This is a genomic window from Actinomadura sp. 9N407 (genome assembly GCF_044326315.1).
Taxonomy (GTDB): Bacteria; Actinomycetota; Actinomycetes; order Streptosporangiales; family Streptosporangiaceae; genus Spirillospora.
In genome coordinates, this window is record NZ_JBIRAW010000005.1 from 249508 (window position 1) to 274097 (window position 24590).

Here is a 24590-nt window from a genome sequence, read left to right on the forward strand (position 1 = left end):
ACCTCACCGCCGGTTTCGGGTGCCGGCCGGATGTGTGGGCGGAAGCGCCACCACGGCGCGTCCTTGGCCGTCCGACCATCCGATCGGCTGGTCGGCATCATGCCTGGCCGCGAACCGGTAGGCGTCCCAGCGGGTGTGTCCGCGGTCTTCGGAGACTGCGGTGGGAAGCCGCAGCAGCGTTCCGATGGAGGTGAGGTCCGCCGGTACGACCGCGCCGCCCTGCCGCCCCGGGGTGTCCTGTAGCCGTACCAGGTGCAGGCTGGCCAGCCCGACCAGATCCTGACTGCGGCCCAGCCGTAGCGGCCATCTGGGGCGGCGCATGCGCTGCATCCAGACGGCCGGGTCGTCCAGCACCCAGACGGTCAACCTCACGTCCGCCAGGAACGCCCGTTCGCGGGGGGTGGGGTCGGCCTTCTTCCCGGTGGCCTCCAGGGGATGGTAGGTCTCCAGATCCACCCCTTGCCCGCGTGCGCGGAAGGCCATCGCGAACCGCATCCGGGGGTCGACCTGCGCCCAGCCGCCGGCGGCCGCAGCCAGCATCCCGCCCACCGTTGCCGGCGGCGGGCACGGCAGCCCTACCTGCACGCCGGCGTACAAGGGGTTGCGGAAGGACACGACCGGGGCGGTGACCGTCAGCTCCAGCGCCTGGACGGTCACGCCTTCGCGTCCTCGAACCATGCATCATGCACGCCCGCCTCGATCCTGTCGGCCAAGCCGCGCAGCATCGTGCGGGGATGGCCGAGCATCACCTGCTCGGTGGCGATCAGATCGGCCAGAGAGTTTTCGGCCTTGTCACGCTGGTTGCCCAGGAACCCCGGAGCCCAGCCCAGCAGCAGTGGCCCGGCCAGTTCATCGGCCCAGGCTTCCAGCTCCTCACGCAGCACCTCGCAGGAGAACACCACCTTGCCGTTGTCCTGGGTCAAGACCCGGGTGAAGGGATTGACGCCACCGCGCATCGGCGCCAGCAGGACCAGCGACGGGGTCCGGTCGCCGTAGTGCAACGACTGCTTGGCCCCGCCCTGGAGCTCGGCCAGCGCTCGCAGCAGCAATCCGGTACGGCGGCGCCTTTCGGCGACCGGCAGCCGCAGCGCCCGCACGCCGCGCAGCATCGTGGGCTCGGCACCTTCCTGCTCGGCCTCGGCCGCGGCCTCCGCCGTCAGCGCCACCTTCAGTCCCGTGCCGTCGACCTCGAACACCCCTACCCGGGGCAGGTCCAGCAGCAGATCACCGGCGAGTTCGGCGCTGTAGAACTCATGCTCGTGGATCACCGGGTTCTCGCCGGCGGCGAATCCGCGGCTCATGGTGCCGAAGTCCAGGCTGGGCTTGCGGGCGGCCACCGACACCAAAGTCCCGTTCGCCAAAACCGTGTCGCGCTGACACGTGCCCGCCCCCTTGACCGCGACCATGTAGCCGAACAGGTCGTCATCCAGGAACCGGTCGGGACGGCCGGCGGTGTAGGCCTGCTGCCGTTTGCCGCTGCCCGAACGGGTCACCGCCGACCGGGGCTCGCCATCGGGCAGCGAATCGCGCAGCCACCGCCGAAACGCCTGAGCCGACACGTACGGGTGGACATCCCGGCCCACCCGCATCTGCTTGACCTGAGCCACGTTGTCCTGGCCCAGCCCGTTGTTGGGAGCGCCCGCGACGACGTCCACGGCGATCTTCCCCACTAGGAACGCCATCACTCTTCCCCTTCCGCATCCAGGATCTGCAGGCCATCGGCGCCCTGCTCCTCGGCCAGCTCCTCGGCGACCTGCTGGGCATCGGCCGGCCGCCAACCATTGGCATGAAGCTGTTCCAACACCGCCACCAGCAGCATCCGCCGGTTGAACCACGCCCGGACATCAGGATCGGGATCAAAAAGCAACTCGTTCCCGCGGGCGGTCACCAGCGGCCCATCAGCGCCCTTGGGCGCGACCAGCAGCCAATCGACCGCACGCCGCAGCAGCCAGGCCTGCATCCGCGACGGGCTCTTGAGCGTGGCGTAGAACTCTTTGAGCTTGCCGCCACTGTCGTCGGTGGCCAGCAGCATCGCCACCCGCGCGGCGACCGCCTCCAGCTCCGTCAGATCTTTGGGATTCATGTGCTCTACCTCGATGGCGAAGGAACGGCAGATGGCGGCCAGATCGGCCGTGTAGTCCGGGACGACACCGCGTTCGGCGGACCGGGCCAAAAGCGCGGCAGCAGCACCCAAAATCCTGTCCGGCGCCCGGAAAGCATTACGGGCCAGCCCCACGATCGCAGCCTGATTGGGAGTCCAATGAGCCCCGATCAGAACACCGAAGCCCCTCCGCAGATCAGGGGACCGCGCAGTACGCCGCAACCATTCCGCGAGCGGCTGATCCATCGCTTCGACGGTCAGCGCCTGCCCCCGGTTATTGTTGGTGAATAGCAGCAACTCCACGTCCGCCCTCACCGGACTGCTGTAGTGGCGCAGCTCGCGAAGCGCGATCACCTCACGCACCAGCTCCACATCCGGCGTCACAGCCCCGACCTCGAAGATCTGCAGATTGCGACGCGTTTGCCGAGCCGTCGTACGCGAGATCAGACGCTCATCCCAACTATGCAGCCCCGCGGCCGGCCCACCCGACAGGCGGCACCCGTACGGCAAGGCATGGAAACTGACCACGCAAGGCCAGCACAGCGCCATCCCCTCGTGACCACGCGGCGTGGAGTTGCGATAGATATCACTCTCCGCCAAAGGGATGTCCACCTTGCCGTAGAACCGCACCGCCTGCCGCCCGCACAGGACACAGTCCGCCCCCGGCCAACTCGACGCCTCAGGCATCGCCCGCCACCGAGAAACCGTGGCGATGATGACCGAGTCGTCCTTCTTCCCATTGCTGGGATGAGCCATCGGCGAGTTAGGAAAGAACGACAAGCTGCACTTCAACCAAAAATTCTGCTTGGTATCGCGGACCAGAGCAGCACGCGTGGCCTCTTCCCGCAGACGCTCGACCACCTGGCAGAACGCCTCGGCATCCACATCAGATGGATGAGACCTGCGTGCCAGCGCAGCCACGGTGAACGCCCCGATCCGCTGAAGGGGATGCGCGGTCAACATCAAGCGCGACTGCGACTCGATCACGGCATCACCCACCCGAACCCGGCCGCGTTCGCCTGGCCCAGCCCCCAGCACCAGATCGCCTGCAACGACTCCGGAGCACCACGCAGCGCAACCTCTACCGCAGCGCCCGGCTTCTTGCCGCCCCCCACAGAAAAAGACCGTTTCGGACCCACCCAGCTGACCGACTCCAAATGCACGTCCGGATCCAGCCCCAACGTCTCGGCCTTACGCCGCAGATTTCCCTCGAAATAGACCGGGAACTCCGGCTCGGTCGGCAGCAGCCATGCCTGCCGAGAACGACGGATCCCCTCCTCGTCCCGCCCCGACCCCTTCAAGACCACCGGCGTAGCCGTCCGCATCCGAGCGGTCCCGTCCGCAAAAGCCGGCGCCTCCAACGGTGAGACGCTCACCACCCGCAACGCGACCCCACCCCAGTCGATCAACTCCCGCTCACGCAACCCCTTGACCCACGCCTCAACCACCGCCAGCAAGGGACTGCCGAACTCAACGATCCCCTTACCACCGGCCGCATAGCTGCCCCGCTCCCGCCTGGCCTGCGGAAACACCGGGGCACCGTGCCCAAAGGGGACCAGACCGTGCGGCTCCCAGCCTTCCTGGTGCAGCCGCCTGCCCAACTCCGGAGCCGAACGCGCCAGCAGGTCGTACGCCAGCCCTCGCCCCGGAGACAACACGACCGGCCAAGGAATCACCGCCGCAGAGGTCACCACCTCCACCCGCAACCGCACCCGCGCCTCCGATCTCCACGACCCAACGCCGGAGACGATACGACCGGGCACCGACAAAAACCGGAATTTCCCCGAGTGAAGGCCTTGGGCGGGTGGCCGTTACAGGCCACCCGCCCCCTCCAAGGGCAATGACGGGCAAAGCGGGCAAATGTCGCAATTCGCAGCCACTCGTTTTGACCCCGGTCGTGCTATGGCTCAACGGATACACATTGAGTACTGGCAGTGCACAGTCACTCCGAGGACTTCAGATTGCCGACCTGCCTAAGGTGATCATTTTGAAAAAGCGCCACAGGCGGTGGCTATTGTGGTTGCTATGTGCTCTAGCGGTGGCAATCGTAGGTGCCGTACTAGTATCTGTGTTCTTTGAACCCGTGGTCGGAGCATCTCTATTTTTCCCGATTGTCGGTATCGCATACCAAATTTTCCGGGACAGCTTCCCGCCAGAAGAAGAGCCCTAAGCTAAGCGGACCGTCGCGCAGGAACTGGGGGGCTTGATCACGTGTGAGCCTTCCTCTCGGGCGATAAGAGCCGTTACGCACTACCGTGCCAGCCAATGGGGACAGGCTGCACCCCTGGCAGGGGCGATGAGGACCGTGGAGATGGCGGGCGGTCTCGTGCAGTCCGCGACGTTGCGACCCCTCGCAGGGGCGATGAGGACCAGCCGGGCGCGATGTGGGACGTCCCCCGCTACCTGTTGCGACCCCTCGCAGGGTCGATGAGGACTACACCACGGTCCGGTACGACCCGCCCCACGTGAGGTTGCGACCCCTCGCAGGGGCGATGAGGACAGGGGTGCCGCAGCTCGGCGAGACCGTCACGGTGGCGTGGTTGCGACCCCTCGCAGGGGCGATGAGGACCGCACGGCGGGCCAGCAGCGCATGCCGGATGATGTCACGTTGCGACCCCTCGCAGGGGCGATGAGGACTCGCCCAGGAGATCCTGGACGCCCAGCAGCGGCAGTTGCGACCCCTCGCAGGGGCGATGAGGACCCAACGGTAAAGCTGCTGGTGGAGGGATATGCGTGAAGCTAGGTGAGAGTCCAAATGCAGCGCACCTCTGGTTGTGTACGCGAACCGGGAGGTTTGCTGAAAACCTGCAGATGATCTGGGCCATGATGCGATGTCATTGCTGTGAACCAGGTATCGCTATCTGCTCAGCTCACTTCCGAGGTTCTCGGCCCCTGCCTCCCATGGGCTGACCAGCAGCAAAGTACGGCTCCGGGCGATCGAGGCCAGTGTTAGCGGCGGGTACGCGGGCCAGTAGTGCTGTGCGATCTGCGCGTTGGCTCTAACCTTCCGTAGGTTCCAGCAGGCGCGTACCGCCCTGTCGCACTGACCATGCCAGTGCTGAGCCGTACCGGGTTTGGTGAAGTCCGGTCTACCTGGCGCCGGTTGGCGCTGGTGTGTTGATCGAACGGTAGTGGTTGGCCTCGTACTCGGCAGGTGGCACGTCACCGATGGCTGAGTGCAGACGACGGTGGTCGTACCAGCCGATCCATTCGACGATGGCGTATTCGACCTGGTCACGGGTTTGCCAGGTTCGCCGGTGGATCAGTTCGGCCTTGAAGGTGCCGTTCAAGGCTTCGGCCATGGCGTTGTCGTAGGAATCGGCGACCGAACCGACCGATGCCATGACGCCGAGATCGGCCAGCCGGGCGACATACCGGAAACTGGTGTACTGGCAGCCGTTGTCGCTGTGGTGGGATCAGGCCGCCGGCCTGCGCTCGTCCCTCGCGCCGACGTTGCCACAGCGCCATCTCCAGCGCGTCCAGTGGCAGGTCGGTGCGCAGGTGGTCGGCCAGTTGCCAGCCCATGATCCGGCGGGAGAAGGCGTCCAGCACGAACGCCACGTACATCCACCCTTCCCAGCTGCGCACGTAGGTGATGTCGGCCAGCCACGGCCGGTCCGGCCGGTCGGCGGTGAACTGCCGGTTGACCAGGTCCGGTGGCCGCGGCATCGACTCGTCCGGTGTGGTGGTGCGCCGGTGACCACCGCGCCGTACGCCCTCCAGCCCGTGCTCGCGCATCAGCCGCTCGACCGTGCACCGCGCCGCTTGAACGCCCTGGCGGCGCAACTGCCGGTGCACACGCCGGGACCCGTAGACCCCGTAGCTGGCCTGGTGCACGTCGGTGATCTGCTCGAACAGGACCGCGTCGCGCTGGGCGCGGGCCGAGGGCGGGCGGCGTTTGCGGCCGTAGTAGGTACCCGGGCACAGGTTAAGTACCCTGCACACCGGCTCGACCCCGAAGCGGTCGCGGAGGTTGTCGACCACCGCGACTACTTCGTCCGGGGCTGGCCGAGCTCGGCGGCGAAAAACGTACTGGCCGCCTTGAGGATCTCGTTGGCCCGCTTGAGCTCGGAGTTCTGCTTGCGCAGCCGCTTGAGCTCCTCACGCTCGGCGGTGCTCAGCTGCTCGGGTCGCTTGCCGGCATCGGCCTGGGCCTGCCGCACCCAGGTGCGCAGCGACTCGCGGTGGATGCCCAGATCGGCCGCGATCTGCGCGATCGGCCGCTCCGACTCCAGCGCCAGTCGGACAGCCCGCTCCCGGAGCTCTTGGGGTACTTACGTGTTGCCGCCATCGCGGTCATTCTCCTCCCTGCCAGTCAAGATCATGACTGGCTTGAAGGACTTCACCAAACCCGGTACGGCTCATGCCCGGGAGTGGCTCGCCGCCGGGTTCGCAAAACCGCGAGCGTCCACCGCGTACGGATCGGAGGCGTCTCCATCTTCCCTAGTCATCGAGAAAGAGGAACGGCCAGGAGAATCGGCGCCGACCGTACCGGGGCGGCTGGGATCGCTACGTCCTGGACTGCTGGCCGCGAGGTTGTTTTTTTGCGGAGGGTCAGGCCAGGTCAGCAGGACCGCAGGCAGGCGGGCGAGCCGGGCGCGGGTAGCCATGCCGAAGTCTCCGGTGACGACGGTGACAGGGCGCCCGGCAAGCGCGGCAACAGCCGATGCCCGGTTCCACGAGCTTGCCTGCCCGCAGGCAGCCCCTGGACTGAGGCAGCGGTGGGGCCGCAAACCGTGAGTACCTCCCGCGCCTGCGGATCTATGGTGATCATGCCCGCTAGGAGTTGTCGCGCCGTACAGCCGGCCTGCTTGCGGGCTAGTGCGTTCCTGTGGTGAGTAGTGGTCGGGCGTGGTCGAGGAACTCGGCGACGCCGGTCGATCGGCGGTACGGTGCCAGGCCGGTGACGAGGCGGGATAGGTGGCCGATGCAGCGGGCGGAGTCGACTTCGCCTGATAGTGCGTCGATCGCGTGGTCGCCGAGTTTGAGGTAGCAGTAGCCGGCTTGGGCGTGGGCTTGGGCTTCGTCCATCCAGTAGCACCAGTCCGGCGGGCCTGACGACGAGGGCGTGTCGCTGAGGGCGTTGAAGGCGGCGTCGATCGCTTGGCGGGCCTGGCCGGGGGAGTGCTCGTTGGCGTGTGCTTCTGCGGCTCGTAGTTCGAGGATGGCGGTGACGGTGGGGCTGGCTCCGCGGTATCCGGTCCTGGCGGTTTCGGCGAGGGTGACCGCTTCGCGGGTTTGGCCGATGTCTTTGGCTTGGCAGGATTGGAAGCCCAGGATGTTGGCGCCCAGCGCGCGGTCTCCGGCGGCGTGGGCGGCGTGCAGGGCCGCGATCCAGTACCGCTGGGCGCGGGCGTGCAGGCCGGAGTCGAAGCACAGGAACCCGGCCAGCCGCAGCAGCTCTCCGGCGGTGCTGTGTAGCCGGCGCCCGACCGAATCGGTGTAGCGGCGTTGGTCCAGCAGGCCGGTGACGTAGCGCAGGTGCTGGTGGACGAGGGTGAGGAGTTGGCCGCCGCCGAGTTGGTCGTCCATCCTCCGCAGCCGGTCGGTGATCTGGTCGAGGTGGTCCACGACTTGCATCGGCACCCTGGCCCCTGCCGATCGGGCGGTGGTCCCGTTCTGGTGGGCGATGAGCCACTCGTGGGCGGGGGAGGTGGCCGCACTTCCCAGCAGTAGCAAGAACAGGCGCCGATCCATGGCTCCAGCCTGCGTGACGGTGTGCAATGCCCGCAAGGTGCCCTCGGCATCCCAGGGCACCACCAGGCCCGCGTCCGCCGGCAGGCACTCCAGGTCATCGTCGGGCCAGCCGAGCCCGCCGGGGGTGATCTCGCGGTGCATGACCTCGGTGAGCAGTGCTGCGGTCAGTGCCCGCCAGGGTGGCCGTGGTGTGTCTCCGGTCACCCACTTGTAGGGCGTTTTGGGGTGGATCCGCTCGGTGCGTCCTTGCTGTTCGGCGAAGGTGTTGAGGCGGCGGGCCAGCCGTTCAGGAGTCCAGCCCAGCGCGGCCAGCAGGCCGGCTAGGTGGGAGCCGGTCATCGAGTCGGTCATCAGGATCTCCGCAGGCCAGCGGCAGGCGAGTGATGTCCCTGGGCTTCGCACCGTAGTCCGGCTGGGCCGTCTTCGCTATCGGGTTGCACCGGTGCGCACCAAGGGCACCGAGCGGCACCTTCCGCACTCCTGCTTTGGGTCCGGTGATCGCCGCCTACTGGAGGCGGACGCGTCCCGTTCAAGGGGTGCCGGTGGAGGGAGCGCAATGCGACAGATGGGGGAGTCGAGGCCCGGCGGTGCCGCTGGTTGTGTCCTGTGTGCAGGAGCCGATCCGCGAGTCCGTTCCCCGATGGATGAGCTGTTGCCGCCCGGGCGGTCTCGGTTCATCGCGATCACGCCCGGCTTCGTGGCGGTGCCGACGGACGGCTGTTTCGTCCCCGGCTATCTGCTGATCGTCCCGCGCGGTCACGTGCTGTCGTTCGGCCGCGTGAACGCACGGTTGCTGGCCGAGGCCCAGGACTTGATGGACTCGCTCGCCGCCCGGCTCCAGAAGGCGTACGGCTTGCCGGTGCTCGGGTTCGAGTACGGCATCAACGCCCCGGGTAAACGCAGGATCGAGCACGCTCACTGGCACCTGCTCCCCACCGAAGCGGACCTGAACCGATGGCTCGCCGACCGCCTGGCCGGGAATCCGATCGGGGCGCTGCCCGAGCTGCCGGGCGGTGACGGCTCCTACATCGCCGTCCGCGGCCAGGACGCGGCGTTGACGGTCTTCGCCGTCGACGGGCCGTTGGAAGCAGATCGGCGCATCCGGCTGCGCCGCGTCGTCGCCTCCCTGGACCCGCGTGTTGACGCCGCGGCCTGGGACTGGGCTGATCACAGGTGCCCGGAGCTGATCCGTGCCACCGTCGCCGACCTGTCGGCTCCCAGCGAGGAGTCAGTCTCGTGAGCGGCGGCCGCGTGTCCGCGGGGATCGTGGGGGAGCTGCGGGCGGGCCCGGTTCTGCAGGATGGGTTCGACGACCTCTACAGCGCGGTGTACGCGATCCTGGATGACGCCAAAACCGGCCACGACCTGGTCAAGCTCTACAAGGGCAGCCACGCTTCCCCCGACCCGCATCCGGTCGTGACCGACGTCGGGTCCTTCTTCTTCGCCCAGCGGCGCGGGCTGGTGGCCTACGCCTGCCAGGCCGTGAACCCGCACCGGGACGCCACCCTGGCCGACCTGGACGTCTACGACGCCCAGCAGCATCCGCGCGTCAGCGTCCGAGCAGCGTTCGAGTCGCTGTTCGGTACGCTGGCCCGCCCCGGCGAGTCCGCCGTGGACGTGCTGCGCTACGTCACCTCCCGCACCCATTCGCTGGGCGCCTACCGAGGTGGATCGAGCGGCTTCGATGAGGAGACCCGCGCGTTCGCCGCCGCCCACTTTCACGGCCTGGGCGTCCCCGTCCGCCCGGAGGAGGTCCTGGTGTTCTGCGGCGGCGCCAAAGGCGCGTTCACCGCGTTCTGCGCCGCGATCATGTGCCGCCGACGCCACGACGACCTGCAGCATCTGGGTGGTCTGCTGCTCACCCCGGCCGGCTACTACCAGAGCCTGCGGCTCATCCCACCGATCTTCGGCGGCGACATTCACCTCACGCCGCGGCTCACCGGCCCGGCGGTCGCCGAATGGCTGGAGGCCACCGCTGGCCACCCGCGCCGCTGCGTGTACGTGCCGCTGGTCAACAACGCCGACGGAGCCGTCCTCACCCCAGAACGGGCCCGCGACGTCGCACGCGCCATCCTGGAACACAACCTGCACCACCCGGCCCGCCCGGTATACGTCCTGGCCGATGACGTCTACGTCGGCTCCTACCTGAACCCGCACACCCAAGCACTGCCGATCGCCGCGGTGACCGGCGCCGACCTGGACGCCCCCGAACTGGGACGGATGAGTGACTGGACGCTGACCGTGGTGACCCCCTCCAAGACCTTCGCTCTGCCCACGGCCCGGGTCGCGTTCGCCACCACCACCAACCCGACCCTGCGGGCGGCGGTGTCGCACTACCGAACCGTGCTGTCACAAGGCCGAGTCCCGCAAGCCGGTGAACTCACCGCGGCCGCGGCGATCTGCCTCACCCCGCAAGCCTGGATCGACGGCTGGAACACCCACTACCGGCAGACGCTGCAGCGGCTGACGGGCCACATCGCCGCGATCAACGTCCGCATCGGATTCCCCGCGATCCGGATCGACCCGATCGAGGGCGGCTGGTACCTGCCCCTGCGCATCGATCCCGCGATCCTGCCCGCCGCGGTCAGCAGCGTGGACGCCTTCACGCTGCTGCTGCACTACGGCCTGGACGACCCGGCCAGCGGGATCGCGCTGCTCCCCGGCGAACTGTTCGGCCACCGCACCCCACCCGGCACCCCGGACGGATTCCTCCTGCGAGGCACCCTGGCCGCCGGCGAACACCAACTCGACCGCTTCGCTGACCGCCTAGGCCAGGCCGCCGCCATCCTGGCCGGGCCCGGCGGCGCCGACATCAGCGCGCGGGCGCTGCGCCGGGCACGGCAGGTCGCCGACATCGACACGATCGTGCGCACCTGCCGCTACTGACCTCGCCCGGCGAGCCGTCCCCGAAATCGTCACCGGTGCTCAGTAGGCTCACCCAGCACCACATGTAGTAGCTGGATCAACCGAACACTCCACAAGTTGTGGAACCAGTGTATGGAGGCGGAAATGGATCACAGGGCGGCCCAGCGGCATATGCCCCGGCGGCGGACCGGCCTCACCACCTCGGTGACCATCGGCGGCGAACGCTTCTACCTCACCGCCAACAGCCGCGAAAACGGCACCCTCGGCGAAGTGTTCATCTCCTGGGGCAAGCAAGGCCAGACACAGGCCGGGCTCATGGACATCTACGCCGTGGCCCTGTCGGTCGGCCTGCAGCACGGGGTCCCGCTCCTGGACCTGGTCCACCAGGGCCTGGACCTGTACTTCCCGCCCCAAGGCCACACCGACGACCCCGACATCCCCCGCGTCCGATCCGTCGTGGACTGGACGGCCCGCCGCCTGGCCATCGACTGGCTGCCCTATGAGGTCCGCGCGGCCGAAGGCATCTTCACCGTCGACGAACGCGTCACCGCAGCGGGCGACTGGCTCGCCGCCGAGACCGCCAAGATCCCCGCCGTACAGGCCCAAGTCCCCTCGACCGACCCGGCCGCCGACGCCGACGAGGTCATGGCGGCATTCCGCGCCGAACTGGCCAGCGGGATCGGCGTCCCGCTCAAGCCACACGCCTGACCTTCACCCCACGCGGCGGGCCGTGACGAACACGAACACGTCATCGAACTCCAGTACCGGCCCGCCGTGCCGGGCGTCGATCTCGGCGATACCGGCCGCGAGCTCGTTGTCGTTGAACTTGGCCAGCAGCGACATCCATCGGTCGGCGACCATGCCCAGCCACGTGTCCTTGGCGACGGCCAGCCGGAACGACTCGGTGCTCACCTCGGCCCGCAAACCACACTCCTCCAGCCGGCGCGCCAGGTCGGCAGGATCGACCGGATGCCGCCCGTACCGCTCCAGCGCCGCGTCGAACAGCGGATAACCCAGTACTGGAGCCAACAGCACGATCAGCAACCGCCCGCCGGGCGCCACCAGCCCGGCCAGCGCGCGCAACGCGGCGTCCCTGTCTGCGGCGTGGTGCAGAACCTCCTTGGCCAGCACGGCATCGAACCGTTCATGCGCCACGGCGGATGTCCCTGTGGCGAGATTTTCCAGCGACGCCCGCACCGGAATCAAAGTCGCAACGTCTGGCAGTCGCTCGAGCATCTCGGCCGAGGGGTCGACGCACACCACCGAACCGGCACGCTCGGCCAGGCCCCGTGCGTACAGCCCGGTCCCACACCCGATATCGGCGACCCGATCCTTCCGACACAGACCGAGGCGATCCAGGATGCACCCGCTCATCCAGGCCACGAACGCTGGACTATGAGCCCAATGCTCCTCGAAACGGCCCGCCAACCGCCTGTAGTGCCCAGACGCATCTACCGTGCCCAATCTGTCTCCTGTTCATCTCGGGAAGCCCTCCCGAATGCCCACGCGGTCCAAACATCCCGAAAGCGGTGATGCTTGGCCGCTGATGGTCTGCGCCAGGCTGGTCGCGAGCCTGCGGTGTAAGCGTGCGGGCGGAACGCGGCGGTTATGAGTAGTCGAACGCGTGCATTCCCTTGCGGGAGAATCGGCGCTGCCCGTCGACGGTGCGCATCACCGTCTGCTCGTTCTCATCACCCACCGGGTCACGGTTCATGTGCCTTGGGCCGGGAGAGGAAGTCCCGTACGAGCCCGATCTCGCGTTCCAGGCTGTTGCTGTCGCGGGCCAGGCGCTCCCACTCGCTGCGGGCGTCGAAGACGATGGCCACAGCGGTTGGCTCGGTGAGCTTGTGCTGCCGCATCGCCCACATGAATGACCGCTCTTGGATCTGTAGCAGAGCCATCGCGTCGACTACCGCGATCGTGCGATCAGCCGATGACTTCACGATTACCGCCTTCCGGGGCCTCACTTGGTATTCCGCCTCATCAGCAGGGCGAGGCCCCGAGATCGTCGGTGATGTTGTCGGTCTCGTCCGGGGCGTCGTTCCGTGGGACGAACTGATGTCCGGCGTGGGGGCCGTCGTGCCAGATGAAGGAGCCGGTTTCGCCGTCCCAGACGACGAGCGAGGGGCTGGTTTCGTAGTAGGCGGCGCGGACCAGATCCACGGCCTCGGAAGGCTGCGGCGTGTTGTGCCTCGGCGTGAGGCGCCGGGGGGCGTGCGGAGCACGTCCGCGGACTTGGCCGTACAGCGCGACGAGCGGTCCGAATACTTCGCCGCGTTTGTCGAGGTGGAAGCTCAGCATCGGAACTCCTTGCATGTGATGGTTGACTGAGGCCTTGCGGCGCCACGCGCTCGGTCGAACAGGCCAGGTGTATGGCGTCGTGGGCGCGCCGGGTGCTCCTCGAGGGTCTGGTTGGTGCCGGCGCGCCCACGCCCGGTCCGCTGCCTGTCCGCCGTGTCGAGGCAGCGGAGTATGTGATGCGATGCCGTGGTGGCAACCGCTGCAGCGGACGAGAGGTCGGCTTATGGTGCGGTCTGCCAGGTAATGCCGCCGTCGTCTCTCCGCCGGGCGCTGGCCACGGTTCCGCAGTCGACGTACGTGCAGGCCCCGGAGCTTGACAGGGTGACCCGGTGCACGTGTCCCTCCGCGCCTGCGTCCGCGCTCTGGAGGGTCTGCTGAACGCACTGTGTGGCGGTGGCGGGGGTGTCGGTCACTCCGCCGGTGTGGCGCGCTTCGACGTCCCACGCGTACAGCGTCGGCCGTCCATATGTGGAGCCGATTGGTGCGGCTGGGATGTGCGGGACGGTGTCATGGGTACTCACGGCTCGCTCTCCTTACGGGGGCTGAGGCTGAAGGTGGCTTCGACCGGGTAGTGCTCGGAGGTCGTTCCGGCCGGGGCCTGGTCGGAGGCGCTGAGCCGTAGCACGGTGTGTTTGAGGAAGGTGTCCGGCGGCAGCGTGCTCAGAATCCGGTCACAGCGAAAGGCGAGCTTGTCGTCGCCGGTGTGGCCGACCGTGGGTGTCCGGTCACCCAGATGGGCTCCGACGTCCAGGAGCCCGCCTCATCGAGTGCCAGGGCGGCCGCAGTGTCGAGTTTGCGGCGAGCATGCGCGGCAGGCACCCCGGCCGGAGGCTCCAAGCCGGCCTCGACGGTGGGGACGGCATTCCAGTCGCCCATGGCGATCACATCGTGGCCCGCGCCGATGAACAGCCTGAACGTCTCGGCCTCGATCTCCCGCAGGCGGGGACTGGAGGGCGCCATGTGCACGACCGCCAGGTCGATGACGCGTTTGCATATCAGCGTCCGTACGCACAGAACGCCATGGTGGAAGAGGTGGGTACGATGCCGTCCGTCGATGACGTTCACGGCCCAGTCGTCGACGAACAGAGCTAGATGGCAGCCGTCGGTATTGGATTCCAGCAGGATCCCGCGCATTCCCAAGACGCTCTCGGCCGCGCGGAGTTGGCGGCGGTGATCGCGGTCCCACTCCTTGCACTCCTGCAGAGCGACGATGTGAGGGAAGCGCTTGGAGATGGCGCACAGGTCCCGCAGTTCCCGGGCGCGGTCATCCTCGGTGTTTCCGCCTCGGAGGTTGTAGGTGATGACCACCACTTCCAGGGATGATGGCTGATTCACAGGCGGCGCCCCTTCAACAATTGGGGAAGTTCCGTCAGATCGGGGAGCCGTGTGGCGCCGGGCGGCAGCCCGCGGCGCGGCTTGGGACCGACGAGGACCGCGGGCATGCCCAGCTCGATGGCCGGGAGCACGTCATGCGGCAGGCTGTTACCGACGACCAACAGCTCGTGCCGAGCGCATCCGGCGCGGTTCAGCACGAGGTCGAAGAAGTCCCGGGACGGCTTTGCCGCGGCCAGCTCATGCGATTGGAGAACTTCGGCGAAGCGGCTGCTCAGACGAGCCCGACCTAGTGCCAGGCGGCGGTCTTGGTCCGGTCGGGTGTTAGACGCAACCAGCAGCCGCAGCCCCAGGTCCTTGACCAGTTCGAGTACGACCCCTTGCGCGGCAGGGGTGATCAGCCGCATACCGAGGTCGGGATCGAATGTCCCGGTCCCGAGGGTGTCGCCGTAGTCCAGGGCGACGCAGGTGATCGGGCCGCCCATGCTTGCGGCGCGGAACGGGTAGGGCTGGCCAGCGGCTGAGCGGGCGGCGCTGAGACGGTGGTCCCGGCTACCTCGGCGGTGCCGCCCCAAGAACAGAGGCCTCATGACGGCACCCGGCCGACCGCTCCCAGCATTGGGAGCTTGTCCATAGTGGTGTCGATCGCGGCCCCGATCGGGAGCGTGGCCACGGTGCTGTCGATCCTTGCCAGCTCCGGGCGCCAGTCCGGTACGGGGACCAGGCCCGGGTCGACCAGTTCGAGTCCCGTGAACATGGACGCGATCTCTTCACGGGTACGTGCCACCCCCACCTTGAGAGCTTGCCGGTAGTGCGCGGTCGCGCGTTCGATGCGCGGGTCGTCCTCACCATGGGAGATGACCAGGCGGCTGCCGGTGGCCATCACCTCACGCCAGCCATTCAGCGCCCGATCGGGATCGTCGGCGAAATGCAGCACCGACACCAGCAGCACGGCCACCGGCCGGGAGAAATCGATCAGCTCGCGGGTGACGGGGTGATCGATGATCGCTCCAGGGGCGAGCATGTCGCCGGAGACGATCCCGGTGCGCTCGTCAGTGGCCAGCAGCGCACGCGCGTGGGCCAGGACCAGGGCATCGTTATCGACGTACACCACCCGGGCGTTCGGGTTGGCGTTCTGGGCGACCTCGTGGACGTTCTCCTGTGTGGGAAGCCCGGAGCCGATGTCTACGAACTGGTCGATTCCCGCCTCGTCGGCCAGGTAGCCCACGACCCGTCGCAGAAAGTACCGGTTCTCCCGAGCGAGCTGCACGACGATGGGGCTGTCCTCCTCCAGCAGGATTCCGAACTGGCGGTCGACGGGGTAGTTGTCCCGGCCCCCCAGCAGGAAGTCATAGACCCGCGCGATCTGCGGGCGCGTGGTGTCGATGAGCGGTTCCGCGCCCTCGTTTTGCGTCATCGGGGCGACCCCACTTCGATCGCTGCTGCGTGCACCGTTGACCGTCTTTCTCGTTCGACTTTGTTAGGTCAGGTCAGTGAACGCCCGGCACGCCGCCGCGGGGCAGGTGGATACTGCGGATAGGGATAGGGATACGCCGAATATCCACATCACAGTCCGGCGGAACGGTGCACGCATGGGCGAGGAACACGGCAGGCCGCGCCCGGAGTGGGCGAAACGACTCCAGGCCGAGCGGGAGGCACGCGGGTGGGGCAAGCGAAAGACGGCCCGCGAGCTCTACACGGCGGCTGGCATCCGCGACGGGAACGTGACGTCGTTGGCCAAGCAGGTGGCATGGCATGAAGAGGGCCGGCATTTTCCGCGCGATTGGGCGCCCGCCTACGCCGTCGTGTTCGAGACTGATGAGGCCGACCTCTTCCACCTGGCGAGAGGCACGGATCCTTCGCAGGCGCTACCTCTGCTGCTAGCAGGCCCTCCGCGTGGAGCCACGGTCACGGGCGACGCGGCCCGGCTGCCGGCGGTCGAAAACGTGGAGGCATTGCTGCGCAGGCTGTACCGCTTGGAAGCAGAGTTCGGCGGTAACGAATTGTGCGCCGTGGTGCGCGATCAGGTGGACAACGCCTCGGCCCTGTTCGGAGCGTCCTCGCTGTCGGCGCAGCTGGAACGCAGGCTGTACACCGCACTGGCGGGACTCACTCAGATCGCGGGATGGCTGTGCATTGACGCCAATCGGCACGCGGACGCCAACCGTCACCTGGCCGCCACGGTGTACGCGGCCCATGAGACCGACGACCTGGCCCTGGCCGCACACGCCATGGGCTACATGAGCGTGCACGCCTTCTACCGCGATGAGCCTCGGCGAGCCCTGACATTGGCGACCACGGCCAGCATGCTGGCGCAGGCCACCGGGTCTCCCCGAACGCGCGCCATTCTGCACGACCGGGTAGCGCGCGCCCATGCCCGGCTGGGGGACAGCGACGAATGCCGCCGGCACCTGGAGTTGGCTGAAGTCGAACATGCTCGTGCTCCGGCTGATGAGGAACCGCAGTGGACCACCTACGTCAACGACGTCGAGATCGCCGCCCAGCGAGGGGCATGCCTACTGGACCTCCAGCTCGGCGGGCCCGCTGTGGACGCGCTGCGGATGGCGATCGCCCTCGCGCAGACCCGGACTCCCGACCACCATCGGGACCTGGCGCACTACAAGACCCGACTGGCCGCTGCGCACGTCCTGCAGGGGGAACCCGAACAGGCCGCGAGCGTGGCGGCCGAGGCCCACGACCTGGCCGCGCAGATCGGATCAGCGAGGGTCAGTGACCGCTTTGATGACCTCATCGCCAAGCTCGAGCCGTTCGACGTCCCAGAGGTTCACGACCTGATGGCCAAGGTCAGGGACCAACCGGGCCGGTGACCCCCAATACCGAGCGCACGACGGCCGCAGTGTCCTCCAGGCTCGCAAGGACCAGTTCGGCACCCGCATCCCGCAACTGCTGCTCGCTCGTGGCCCCTGTGGCCACGGCGACGACCCGCGCGCCACCCTGGTGGCCGGCTTCCACATCCTTAGGGGTGTCGCCAATCAGGACCGTGGTGGAAGGGCCGAAGGCCTGCCGGTACTTGCGTTCGGCGCGCTCGCGGGCAAGGGCGACCAGTGGTGGGCGTTCGGTGTCGTCCATTCCGTAGGCGCCGGCGTCGAAGTCGACGAACCGGTCCAAGCCGAACGCGGCTAGCTTGCAGCGGGCGATCGGTTCCATGTTCCCGGTGAGAACCGACTGGATCACCTCATCTCGCCCGGCCAGTGCTACCAGTGCGTCGCGGGCGCCGGACAGTACCTGACCTCGCGTGGTGAGTTCTGACTGGCGTCCCCAGAACGCGTCGGCGAGGGCATCGGTGAAAGTGGCCATGACCTCAGGCGTGGGAGTGATGCCGTGGATCCGGAGCGTCTCGGCGGTGATGGCGCGGTCGGTGCGGCCCGCCATGTCGGCCAGCCGTTTCATGCGACGGCCGGTGACCCGCTCGAACGTCACCTTGTAGATCTCTCCGGAGAGGCCTCCGACGCTGACCAACGTGTGGTCGATGTCCCAGAGCACCAGAATCTTCACTCAGAGATCGTAGGGCAGACGTACATGAGCAATACGTGCGCCCAACGCTCTGTGTGGCGCTGCGCATGCCGATAATTCCATCCGTGCACGTCACGCGGCATTCTGGTACTCGTTGAGGACTCCACCGAGGTGTTGGTGTCGTCGTACGTTCAGGTGGGCGAGCTGGTCGAGGTCGGTGATCGCCGGGGGCAGCGGAGTGCACGGTCGGGCGTTCGCGATGCCGCGGTGCGGGCGATGGCGGTTATAGAAGCTTTCGAACTCGTGCAGGGTCTGAAGCAGGTGCCGTTGGTTCCAGCTCAACGTCCGGTCCAGGAGTTCACGGCGGCAGGTCTGCACCCACCGTTCCATGATCGAGTTCATTCTCGGCATCCGGACGCCGGTGAGCACGATCTTGATGCCTGCTCGGCCAGGACGGTATCGAACAGTTCGTGGAACTTGCCGTCGCGGTCACGGATCAGCCACCGTGCCCGGGACCCGGCGTCTTCCAGGTCCATGACCAGGTTCCTGGAGGCCTGCGTCACCCATGCGGCCGTTGGATGGGTGGTCGTGCCCAGGATACGGATCCGGCGGGTTCGATGCTCGATCACGGCCAGCACGTACAACCGTGCACCTGTGAGGGTGACGGTCTCCAGGAAGTCGCAGGCCAGCAGGGCGTCGGCCTGGGTGCGCAGGAAGTCGGCCCACGTGCCGGCGGCTCGTTCGGGTGCCGGGTCGATCCCGGCGTCCTTGGGAATCTCCCACACGGTGGAGGCGGCGACCTTCACGCCGAGCACGAGCAATTCGCCGTGCACCCGCCGATATCCCCAACTCGGGTTCTGGTGGACCAGGAGCAGCACCAGGACGCAGGGTGGAACGCACTGTCGGCGGCCGGCCCGGCCGCTTCGGCCGGGATCGGGCAGCGTGCCGACGACGAACAAGGTCGCGGTGCCAGCGCAGCACGGTGTCCGGACGCACCGGCAGCCGCATCCGGCGTGGCGCCTCGGGCGTCAGACGGTGCAGCATCGCCGCCAGGAACGCCCGGTCCGGCGCGGTGAACCGCACCTTCTGACCGCCCGGTTGACGTTCCAGCACCGCGATCTGATGCCGCAGCACGAGGATCTCGGTGTCCTTGTCCCGATCGCTTACCGGAAGCAGACGCAGGACCGTGAAGGTGTTCGTCACCGTCAGGTAGGCCAATCGCAACAGCACAGCCAGCCATCATGCCGGGGCAAGCACCCCCCACGAGGCCGTTCGCAGCTGAACAACCATAGAACTGCACCCGGTATTTGATCAACAGCCGCATGGGCTCTCACCTGCACGGATGACATTTTCGGCACCCGCAGGGTTGTAGAGGACTTCGGATCGCCAGCGTTTCCGTACCCCTGTGCACGGTGGGTCGATCTTGTCTGCACTTGTGTGCGCGACGGCGCCCGGCCTCTTCTCTTCGGTGTCCGTTAGGGGAACCTTGAACGAGACGCTCTTCGGCGCGGCCCCCGATACAGCCGACCTGCGGGAACGTCGTCTCATATAGGTGGTCCGTAGAAGTGTCCGATGAAGGGGGGCTAAACGGTACGCTATGCGGGTGGGAGAACTGATCGGCTACGCCCGATGCTCAACCGAGTTCCAAGACCTCACCGCCCAGACAGAGATCCTTACCGGTCTCGGCGTCCACGAAGACCGGATCTACCTCGACAAGGGACTCACCGGCACCAACCGGGAACGGCCCGGCCTGGACCAGGCTCTGGCCGCAGTCCGCGCCGGCGACACCCTGGTCGTCCCCAAACTCGACCGGCTCGCCCGGTCGGTCCCCGACGCCCGCGTCATCGGCGACACTCTCGTCGCGCGCGGAGTCCGGCTGTCGCTGGGCGGGAGCATCTACGACCCCGCCGACCCCATGAGCAAGATGTTCTTCAACATGCTCGCCGTCTTCGCCGAGTTCGAGGCCGACCTGCTGAAGATGCGCACCCGCGAGGGCATGGCCATCGCCCGCTCCCGCGGCAAGCTCAAGGGCCGGGCGCCCAAGCTCAGCCTGCGGCAGCAGGCCGAGCTGGTGCGCATGCACGGCACCGGCGACTACACCATCGCCGAGCTGATGGAGCTGTTCTCCGTCGGACGCGCCACTGTCTACCGGGTACTTGACCGCGCAGCCGGCGCGACTCGGTGAGCGGCTGGGGCGTCCTCCAGTACGGCAGCCCGTGTCGGGAGTGCGGTTACCAATGGTCGATCACCCTCGAACAGGCCATCGACCTGGTAGCGGCCATCCCACAGCGCTACGCAGGCCTGCTCTACGGTCACGACGCGACGCTGCAGCATCCCGATCTTGAATGGACCGCCAGCGCGTACGTCTGCCATGTCACCGACAACCTGCGCATCTGGGCCGAGCGGCTCGCAAGCGCCGCGCTGACCGGCCATGCAGACATCACCGGATACGACGATGACCTACTCGCCCGCGCTCGTGCCTACAACCTCCTGCCGGTCTCCGGCGCGCTGTGGTCACTGCGATCAGCCGCCACATCCTGGCGCCAAGCGGTGCAGATGGCCACCGAGTCCGAGGTCGTCCTGCTCCACCCCAAACGCGGCCCTCAACCGGTGGCCGAGGTCGTCCGGAACAACGCCCACGACGCCTACCACCACGAGTGGGACATCAGGCGGACACTCTCACACCACGGCCGGTTGAGCTCAGCCTCTCGTGTGCACAGGTCTTCTGACATCCGTGCAGAGGACTCCTGAAACTGACATCCGAGGTGGCTGCCCGAGGTGGCGACCTCGTCCGTATGGGCCGCCCGCAGAAGCCTCGGCAGCGGTTCCCAGGTCGCGAAGTCGTAGGGCGAGGACAACTGCGACCTCCGGGTTATTGCTGTGAGCAAGGTGAGGTGATTATGGCGGCAAGCAGCGACATTCCGTAGGTGCGTGCTGACCAACTGGACGGCAACGTCCTCATGGCCCGAGCGCGGGAACCGGGTGTGCCGGGCCACCGCAGAAACGATCACGGTTGTCCAGGCCACTCCGCAGGCGAGTACCCCCCAGTGCTAAGACTCTCTCGCGTCATCACTGCTCACGGGGCTGAGTGGAGTTGTCGGCAGCGCCACCTATGCCTGCGGGATCGTGAGGTGCAGTCTGGCGACGGCTTGCTGCGGTGAGAGGAGCCGGACCGGCCTCCGGGGACGAGGTCGCGGGCCGTTCGCCTCGATCAGGTGTGTGGGCCCGTACGGCCACGGCCCACTGAACAGCCCGGTCAGCAGCCCGGCCGGACAGCTGTTCAGCGTTCGGTGGACGACATCGGCATCGGCTCCGGGTGTCGCCGTCCACAGCATCGGCTTCCTGCCCAAGTCGAACCGAAGCTCGACCCCGAGCACTCTGTCCTCCACATGCTCGACGGTTTCCTCAACGGTGCCGGCCACGTGCAGGATGCCGCGGAGGCGCTCGTACGGCACCCGGCCGACCATCTCACCGAACAGGTGCTCCAGGTCATGCCCCGTCGTCAGTACCTCGACCGAACCGGGCGCAACGGTCAATGCTTCGACCAGTACCGCCCGAAGCAACCCGTCCGCGCCTGGGCCGATCACGCCGGCGCCGTACGGATGGCTGTAGTCGTCGGCCAGGCGGCGCGTGTTCTGCGGCGAGTGGCCTTGCAAGATCGCGACGAGACGTGCGGCGGACCGGTCGAAGATCTGACGGCCGGTCAGCGCGGTGAGGTGCCTCATGGACGCTCCAAGATCGTCGGATGAGCGGAGCCATGATCAAACCGGTGCCGGCAGGGGAGTCTGCGTGATCGAAACACGCCATGTCGACAACTGGTCACGGGCCAATGCCCCAGGTCAGCACTCTGGGCACGGCGGAATCGCTGTGGAGCCGCGCCTTTCGCGACTGGGCCGGTCCCTCGGTACGTGGTGACGAGTTCCGCTCACTGAAGCGAAACACTCATCGACCTCAGGTGACGCAGATAGCAATGCTCGTTACTGTCTGTGCCCGGAGGTGGCGGGTGGGGACTGAGGCTGGAGAGACGGCAACGAGGCTGCTGAAGGGCATCGTCGACGACGACGTGCTCGCCTCGTACAAAGAACTACTGGTGCGCGGCGGGTGCCCGAACGGCGAAGCGGCCGACCTGCTCGGAGGGCCGCAGATGGTGGCGACGCTCACCGAGGCGGGGATGGCGTACGTCGAGCCGGCCGGTCTGGCGGGGCGGCCACGCTTCGTCGCGATCCAACCCGAACTGGCTCTGCAGAGCAGCCTTGCCGCGCTTTCCCGCAGACTCGTGACGCGGCAGCAACGGCTGGTGGACGGCTACCGCCGGATGGCCGAGGCGCATCCGTTTCCCGGTGCGCTGGAAGCCGGCAGGGACCAGCTGGTCACCATCCTCACCAAACGGGCGGAGATCAGCGACGTCTCCCGCGCACTGCTCAGTACCGCGCGGCAACATTGGCTCACTCTCGAGAACTTCGTCATGGAACGGCCGCTGGAAGAGTTGGTCGCGATGCCGCCGCTGCCGGTGTTCGAAGGCGAGGTCAGATGCCGGTGCATCTACCAGGCCTCCTGCTCCGACACTCCGATCGGCGCCCAGATCATGAAGATCCACACGGAGGCGGGCGAAGAGGCCCGGACGGTTCCGAGGATCGGCATGAAGATGAAGCTCGCCGACGAGACGGTGGCGTTGCTTCCGCTGATGCCGACCGGAGTGTCCGGGGCGCTGCTGGTCCGGTCGCCTCTCATCGTGGGCGCGCTGCGGCAGTACTTCGAGCTCCTGTGGGAACGGGCGGTCCCGATCGGGGCAGCCGAGGCCGAGCCGCCACTGAGCACCACCCAGAGAACGATCCTGAAACTGCTCGCCCAGGACATGACGGACGAGCGCATCGCGCGCCAGCTCGGCAAGAACGTCACCAGCGTGCGGCGGCACGTCAGCGAGATCCGCAAGGAGCTGGGAGCCGTCAGCCGCTTCGCAGCAGGCGCCGCGGCCGCTCGCCGTGGCTGGCTCAATTGACGCCCCCGAGAACGGAGAGCCCGTGTTCGAATACCTCGATTTTGTACCCAGAGAACGGTTCCGCCGCGCCTTGGCGATCTCCCCGGACGGGGCGACGGTGGCCTACTCCAGCAACGCCGACGGCACCTTCGATCTCTGGACGATCCCCGTATCCGGAGGACAGCCGAGCCGTCTCACTCACCTGATCGACCAGGCGGTGTCACAGATCGCATGGGCACCGGACGGCAAGAGCCTGGTGTTCACCGCCGACCGAGGAGGCGACGAGCAGTACCGCCTCTACACGATCGGGGCGGACGGCCAAGACGTCACCGAGATCAGCCATGGACCTGACCGGCAACGCGTCCTGGCCGACAAGCCGTTCGACCCGGACGGGCGGTACCTGGTCTACGCCGCGAACGACCGCGACGAGACCGTGCAGGACATCCTCATCCGAGACCTGTCCGTTGACACCGAACGCCGGATCACCCCACCCTCAGGCGTGCAGTTCACTCCCGTCGGCATCTCGCCCGACGGCCGTTGGCTGTCAGCCCGCGGAGGCCGCTCCAACACCGATGTCGCGGCCTACCTGATCGACTTGGCCGACGTTCACTCAAGCCCCGTGTGCGTCACCTCCGAGCACGGGCAGGGCTTCTTTTCGCCGGGACCTTGGACGCCCGACTCGTCCGGCGTCTACCTGTGCACCGACCTCTGGGGCGAGTTCACCGCAGTCGGCCTGTATTCGCTCCAGGATGCCTCCCTGACACAGATCACCGCCGACGAGTGGGACGCCGAACTGATCGAGTCCGCCAGTGACACTCTGTTCTGGACGGTGAACGAGAACGGCTGCTCGACCCTCCATGCCCGAAGGAACGACACCCTTCTGCGACTACCGCAGATTCCTCAGGGGGTCGTCGACGCAATGGCCCTCACGCCCGATGGCCAGCAAGTCGTCCTTGAGGTCGACTCAGCCGCCCGGCCCAGGGAGATCGGCGTACTCGACCTGTCGACCGGCTTCAGGTATCTCACCGACACCCGCCCGCCGGCGATCCAGGCCGCCACTCCGGTCGAGCCGGACATGGTCCGCTATGCCGCAGGCGACGGACGCCACGTGCACGCGCTGCTGTATCGGCCGCTCACACCCGGCCCGCACCCTGTGCTGCTGTCGATCCACGGCGGCCCCGAAGCCCAGGAACGCCCCCAGTACGTGTACTCAGGTCTCTACCAGCACCTTCTGGCCCAAGGCATCGCGGTCTTCGCGCCGAATATCGCCGGATCTACCGGATACGGCCTCGCCCATCAGTTGCTGATCTACCGGGACTGGGGCGGCATCGATCTGCACGACCTGGACCACGCGACCCGATACCTCCAGGCCCTTCCTGGTCTCGACGCCGACCGCCTCGCCGTGATGGGCGCCTCGTACGGAGGCTTCGCCGCACTGTCCTGCCTCGCACGGCTCCGCCATCCCTGGACTGCCGGGGTGTCGCTCTGCGGACCCACGAACCTGCTCACACTCGCACAGGCGTGCCCGCCGACCTGGAAGACCGTCGTCGCCAACGTCCTTGGCGACCCCGACACCGACGCCGAACACCTTCTGCAGCGCTCACCTGTCACCTATGCGGATGCGATCGATGCACCGCTGTTCGTTCTCCAGGGCGCCCGCGACCCGCGCGTTCCGCAGGACGAGTCCGACCAGATCGTGGCCCGACTCCGCGACCGCGGTGTCGACGTCCGGTACGACATCTACCCCGACGAAGGACACGGGTTCACGAACCGCGACAACGAGAACAAGGCCTACGGAGACATCGCGCGGTTCATCACCACTCACCTGCTCGGCAAGTAGGG

At 67.5% G+C, this 24590-nt stretch carries 23 protein-coding genes, 1 pseudogene and 1 CRISPR repeat array; of the genes and pseudogenes, 8 read left to right on the forward strand and 16 right to left on the reverse strand.

Annotated elements, in window-relative coordinates; genetic code table 11:
• Positions 1 to 3: 3 nt before the first annotated feature.
• From cas5 to ACH34Q_RS10715, 6 genes and pseudogenes are all read right to left on the reverse strand, one after another.
• Positions 4 to 657 (reverse strand): CRISPR-associated protein Cas5, encoded by a 654-nt coding sequence (gene cas5, locus ACH34Q_RS10690; protein WP_395982660.1) that lies wholly within the window; start codon positions 655 to 657, stop codon positions 4 to 6.
• Positions 654 to 1682: a type I-B CRISPR-associated protein Cas7/Cst2/DevR gene (gene cas7i / locus ACH34Q_RS10695; RefSeq protein ID WP_395982661.1), complete on the reverse strand. Its 1029-nt coding sequence runs from the start codon at positions 1680 to 1682 to the stop codon at positions 654 to 656. The genes cas5 and cas7i overlap by 4 nt, the downstream gene beginning before the upstream one ends.
• On the reverse strand, positions 1682 to 3088 hold the full coding sequence (locus ACH34Q_RS10700) for a Cas8a1 family CRISPR/Cas system-associated protein (protein ID WP_395982662.1): 1407 nt from the start codon (positions 3086 to 3088) through the stop codon (positions 1682 to 1684). Before ACH34Q_RS10700 ends, cas7i begins: the two co-directional genes overlap by 1 nt.
• Positions 3085 to 3813, reverse strand: coding sequence for a CRISPR-associated endoribonuclease Cas6 (locus ACH34Q_RS10705; RefSeq protein ID WP_395982663.1), 729 nt, complete (start codon positions 3811 to 3813; stop codon positions 3085 to 3087). Before ACH34Q_RS10705 ends, ACH34Q_RS10700 begins: the two co-directional genes overlap by 4 nt.
• Positions 3814 to 4375: 562 nt before the next feature.
• Positions 4376 to 4802: direct repeats of the CRISPR family, unit length 30 nt; unit sequence GTTGCGACCCCTCGCAGGGGCGATGAGGAC.
• Between the two features lie 388 nt (positions 4803 to 5190).
• Positions 5191 to 6392: pseudogene (locus ACH34Q_RS10710) on the reverse strand (IS3 family transposase).
• A 527-nt stretch (positions 6393 to 6919) separates the two neighbouring features.
• Positions 6920 to 8149, reverse strand: a complete 1230-nt coding sequence (locus ACH34Q_RS10715; protein WP_395982664.1) for a hypothetical protein — start codon at positions 8147 to 8149, stop codon at positions 6920 to 6922.
• 289 nt (positions 8150 to 8438) lie between these two features.
• Between ACH34Q_RS10715 and ACH34Q_RS10720 the strand changes: the two genes are divergently transcribed.
• The 3 genes from ACH34Q_RS10720 to ACH34Q_RS10730 all read left to right on the forward strand — a co-directional run bounded on the left by ACH34Q_RS10720 (position 8439) and on the right by ACH34Q_RS10730 (position 11371).
• Complete coding sequence (locus ACH34Q_RS10720; protein ID WP_395982665.1) at positions 8439 to 9038, forward strand: HIT family protein; 600 nt, start codon at positions 8439 to 8441, stop codon at positions 9036 to 9038.
• Positions 9035 to 10684 carry a pyridoxal phosphate-dependent aminotransferase gene (locus tag ACH34Q_RS10725; RefSeq protein WP_395982666.1) on the forward strand — a complete coding sequence of 550 codons (1650 nt, stop codon included), beginning with the start codon at positions 9035 to 9037 and terminating at the stop codon, positions 10682 to 10684. Before ACH34Q_RS10720 ends, ACH34Q_RS10725 begins: the two co-directional genes overlap by 4 nt.
• A 123-nt stretch (positions 10685 to 10807) precedes the next feature.
• Positions 10808 to 11371, forward strand: coding sequence for a hypothetical protein (locus ACH34Q_RS10730; protein ID WP_395982667.1), 564 nt, complete (start codon positions 10808 to 10810; stop codon positions 11369 to 11371).
• Positions 11372 to 11374: 3 nt separating this feature from the next.
• Here the strand turns inward: ACH34Q_RS10730 and ACH34Q_RS10735 are convergent, their stop codons facing one another.
• The 6 genes from ACH34Q_RS10735 to ACH34Q_RS10760 form a co-directional block, all read right to left on the reverse strand.
• Entirely contained in the window at positions 11375 to 12037 is a 663-nt protein-coding gene (locus ACH34Q_RS10735) for a class I SAM-dependent methyltransferase (protein WP_395982760.1), read from the reverse strand.
• A 329-nt stretch (positions 12038 to 12366) separates the two neighbouring features.
• Positions 12367 to 12522, reverse strand: a complete 156-nt coding sequence (locus ACH34Q_RS10740; protein WP_395982668.1) for a hypothetical protein — start codon at positions 12520 to 12522, stop codon at positions 12367 to 12369.
• 124 nt (positions 12523 to 12646) lie between these two features.
• A complete protein-coding gene (locus ACH34Q_RS10745; protein ID WP_395982669.1) occupies positions 12647 to 12964 on the reverse strand; it encodes a hypothetical protein in 318 nt (105 codons plus the stop codon).
• A gap of 660 nt (positions 12965 to 13624) precedes the next feature.
• Positions 13625 to 14299 (reverse strand): endonuclease/exonuclease/phosphatase family protein, encoded by a 675-nt coding sequence (locus ACH34Q_RS10750; RefSeq protein WP_395982670.1) that lies wholly within the window; start codon positions 14297 to 14299, stop codon positions 13625 to 13627.
• A complete protein-coding gene (locus ACH34Q_RS10755) occupies positions 14296 to 14781 on the reverse strand; it encodes an HAD family hydrolase (RefSeq protein WP_395982671.1) in 486 nt (161 codons plus the stop codon). Before ACH34Q_RS10755 ends, ACH34Q_RS10750 begins: the two co-directional genes overlap by 4 nt.
• Before the next feature lie 101 nt (positions 14782 to 14882).
• A complete protein-coding gene (locus ACH34Q_RS10760) occupies positions 14883 to 15713 on the reverse strand; it encodes an SAM-dependent methyltransferase (protein WP_395982672.1) in 831 nt (276 codons plus the stop codon).
• Positions 15714 to 15888: 175 nt separating this feature from the next.
• Here ACH34Q_RS10760 and ACH34Q_RS10765 point away from each other — a divergent pair, with 175 nt between their 5' ends.
• Positions 15889 to 17124 (forward strand): hypothetical protein, encoded by a 1236-nt coding sequence (locus ACH34Q_RS10765; RefSeq protein WP_395982673.1) that lies wholly within the window; start codon positions 15889 to 15891, stop codon positions 17122 to 17124.
• Here the strand turns inward: ACH34Q_RS10765 and ACH34Q_RS10770 are convergent.
• From ACH34Q_RS10770 to ACH34Q_RS10780, 3 genes are all read right to left on the reverse strand, one after another.
• Positions 17102 to 17812 (reverse strand): HAD family hydrolase, encoded by a 711-nt coding sequence (locus tag ACH34Q_RS10770; RefSeq protein ID WP_395982674.1) that lies wholly within the window; start codon positions 17810 to 17812, stop codon positions 17102 to 17104. The two genes, ACH34Q_RS10765 and ACH34Q_RS10770, sit on opposite strands and share 23 nt — an antisense overlap.
• Before the next feature lie 90 nt (positions 17813 to 17902).
• Positions 17903 to 18172 carry an integrase core domain-containing protein gene (locus ACH34Q_RS10775; protein ID WP_395982675.1) on the reverse strand — a complete coding sequence of 90 codons (270 nt, stop codon included), beginning with the start codon at positions 18170 to 18172 and terminating at the stop codon, positions 17903 to 17905.
• Positions 18169 to 18648 carry a hypothetical protein gene (locus ACH34Q_RS10780; protein WP_395982676.1) on the reverse strand — a complete coding sequence of 160 codons (480 nt, stop codon included), beginning with the start codon at positions 18646 to 18648 and terminating at the stop codon, positions 18169 to 18171. The genes ACH34Q_RS10775 and ACH34Q_RS10780 overlap by 4 nt, the downstream gene beginning before the upstream one ends.
• 725 nt (positions 18649 to 19373) lie before the next feature.
• Between ACH34Q_RS10780 and ACH34Q_RS10785 the strand changes: the two genes are divergently transcribed.
• Together ACH34Q_RS10785 and ACH34Q_RS10790 are read left to right on the forward strand one after the other, a co-directional pair.
• The gene (locus tag ACH34Q_RS10785; protein WP_395982677.1) at positions 19374 to 19955 is read left to right on the forward strand and encodes a recombinase family protein; all 582 of its coding nucleotides are present in this window, start codon (positions 19374 to 19376) and stop codon (positions 19953 to 19955) included.
• Positions 19952 to 20521 (forward strand): hypothetical protein, encoded by a 570-nt coding sequence (locus tag ACH34Q_RS10790; RefSeq protein ID WP_395982678.1) that lies wholly within the window; start codon positions 19952 to 19954, stop codon positions 20519 to 20521. The genes ACH34Q_RS10785 and ACH34Q_RS10790 overlap by 4 nt, the downstream gene beginning before the upstream one ends.
• Before the next feature lie 359 nt (positions 20522 to 20880).
• Here ACH34Q_RS10790 and ACH34Q_RS10795 read toward each other — a convergent pair whose 3' ends face one another.
• Positions 20881 to 21495 carry a hypothetical protein gene (locus ACH34Q_RS10795; protein WP_395982679.1) on the reverse strand — a complete coding sequence of 205 codons (615 nt, stop codon included), beginning with the start codon at positions 21493 to 21495 and terminating at the stop codon, positions 20881 to 20883.
• 104 nt (positions 21496 to 21599) lie between these two features.
• Here ACH34Q_RS10795 and ACH34Q_RS10800 point away from each other — a divergent pair, with 104 nt between their 5' ends.
• The gene (locus tag ACH34Q_RS10800) at positions 21600 to 22769 is read left to right on the forward strand and encodes a LuxR C-terminal-related transcriptional regulator (protein WP_395982680.1); all 1170 of its coding nucleotides are present in this window, start codon (positions 21600 to 21602) and stop codon (positions 22767 to 22769) included.
• Positions 22770 to 22839: 70 nt separating this feature from the next.
• Positions 22840 to 24588, forward strand: a complete 1749-nt coding sequence (locus tag ACH34Q_RS10805; RefSeq protein ID WP_395982681.1) for a S9 family peptidase — start codon at positions 22840 to 22842, stop codon at positions 24586 to 24588.
• Positions 24589 to 24590 lie beyond the last annotated feature (2 nt).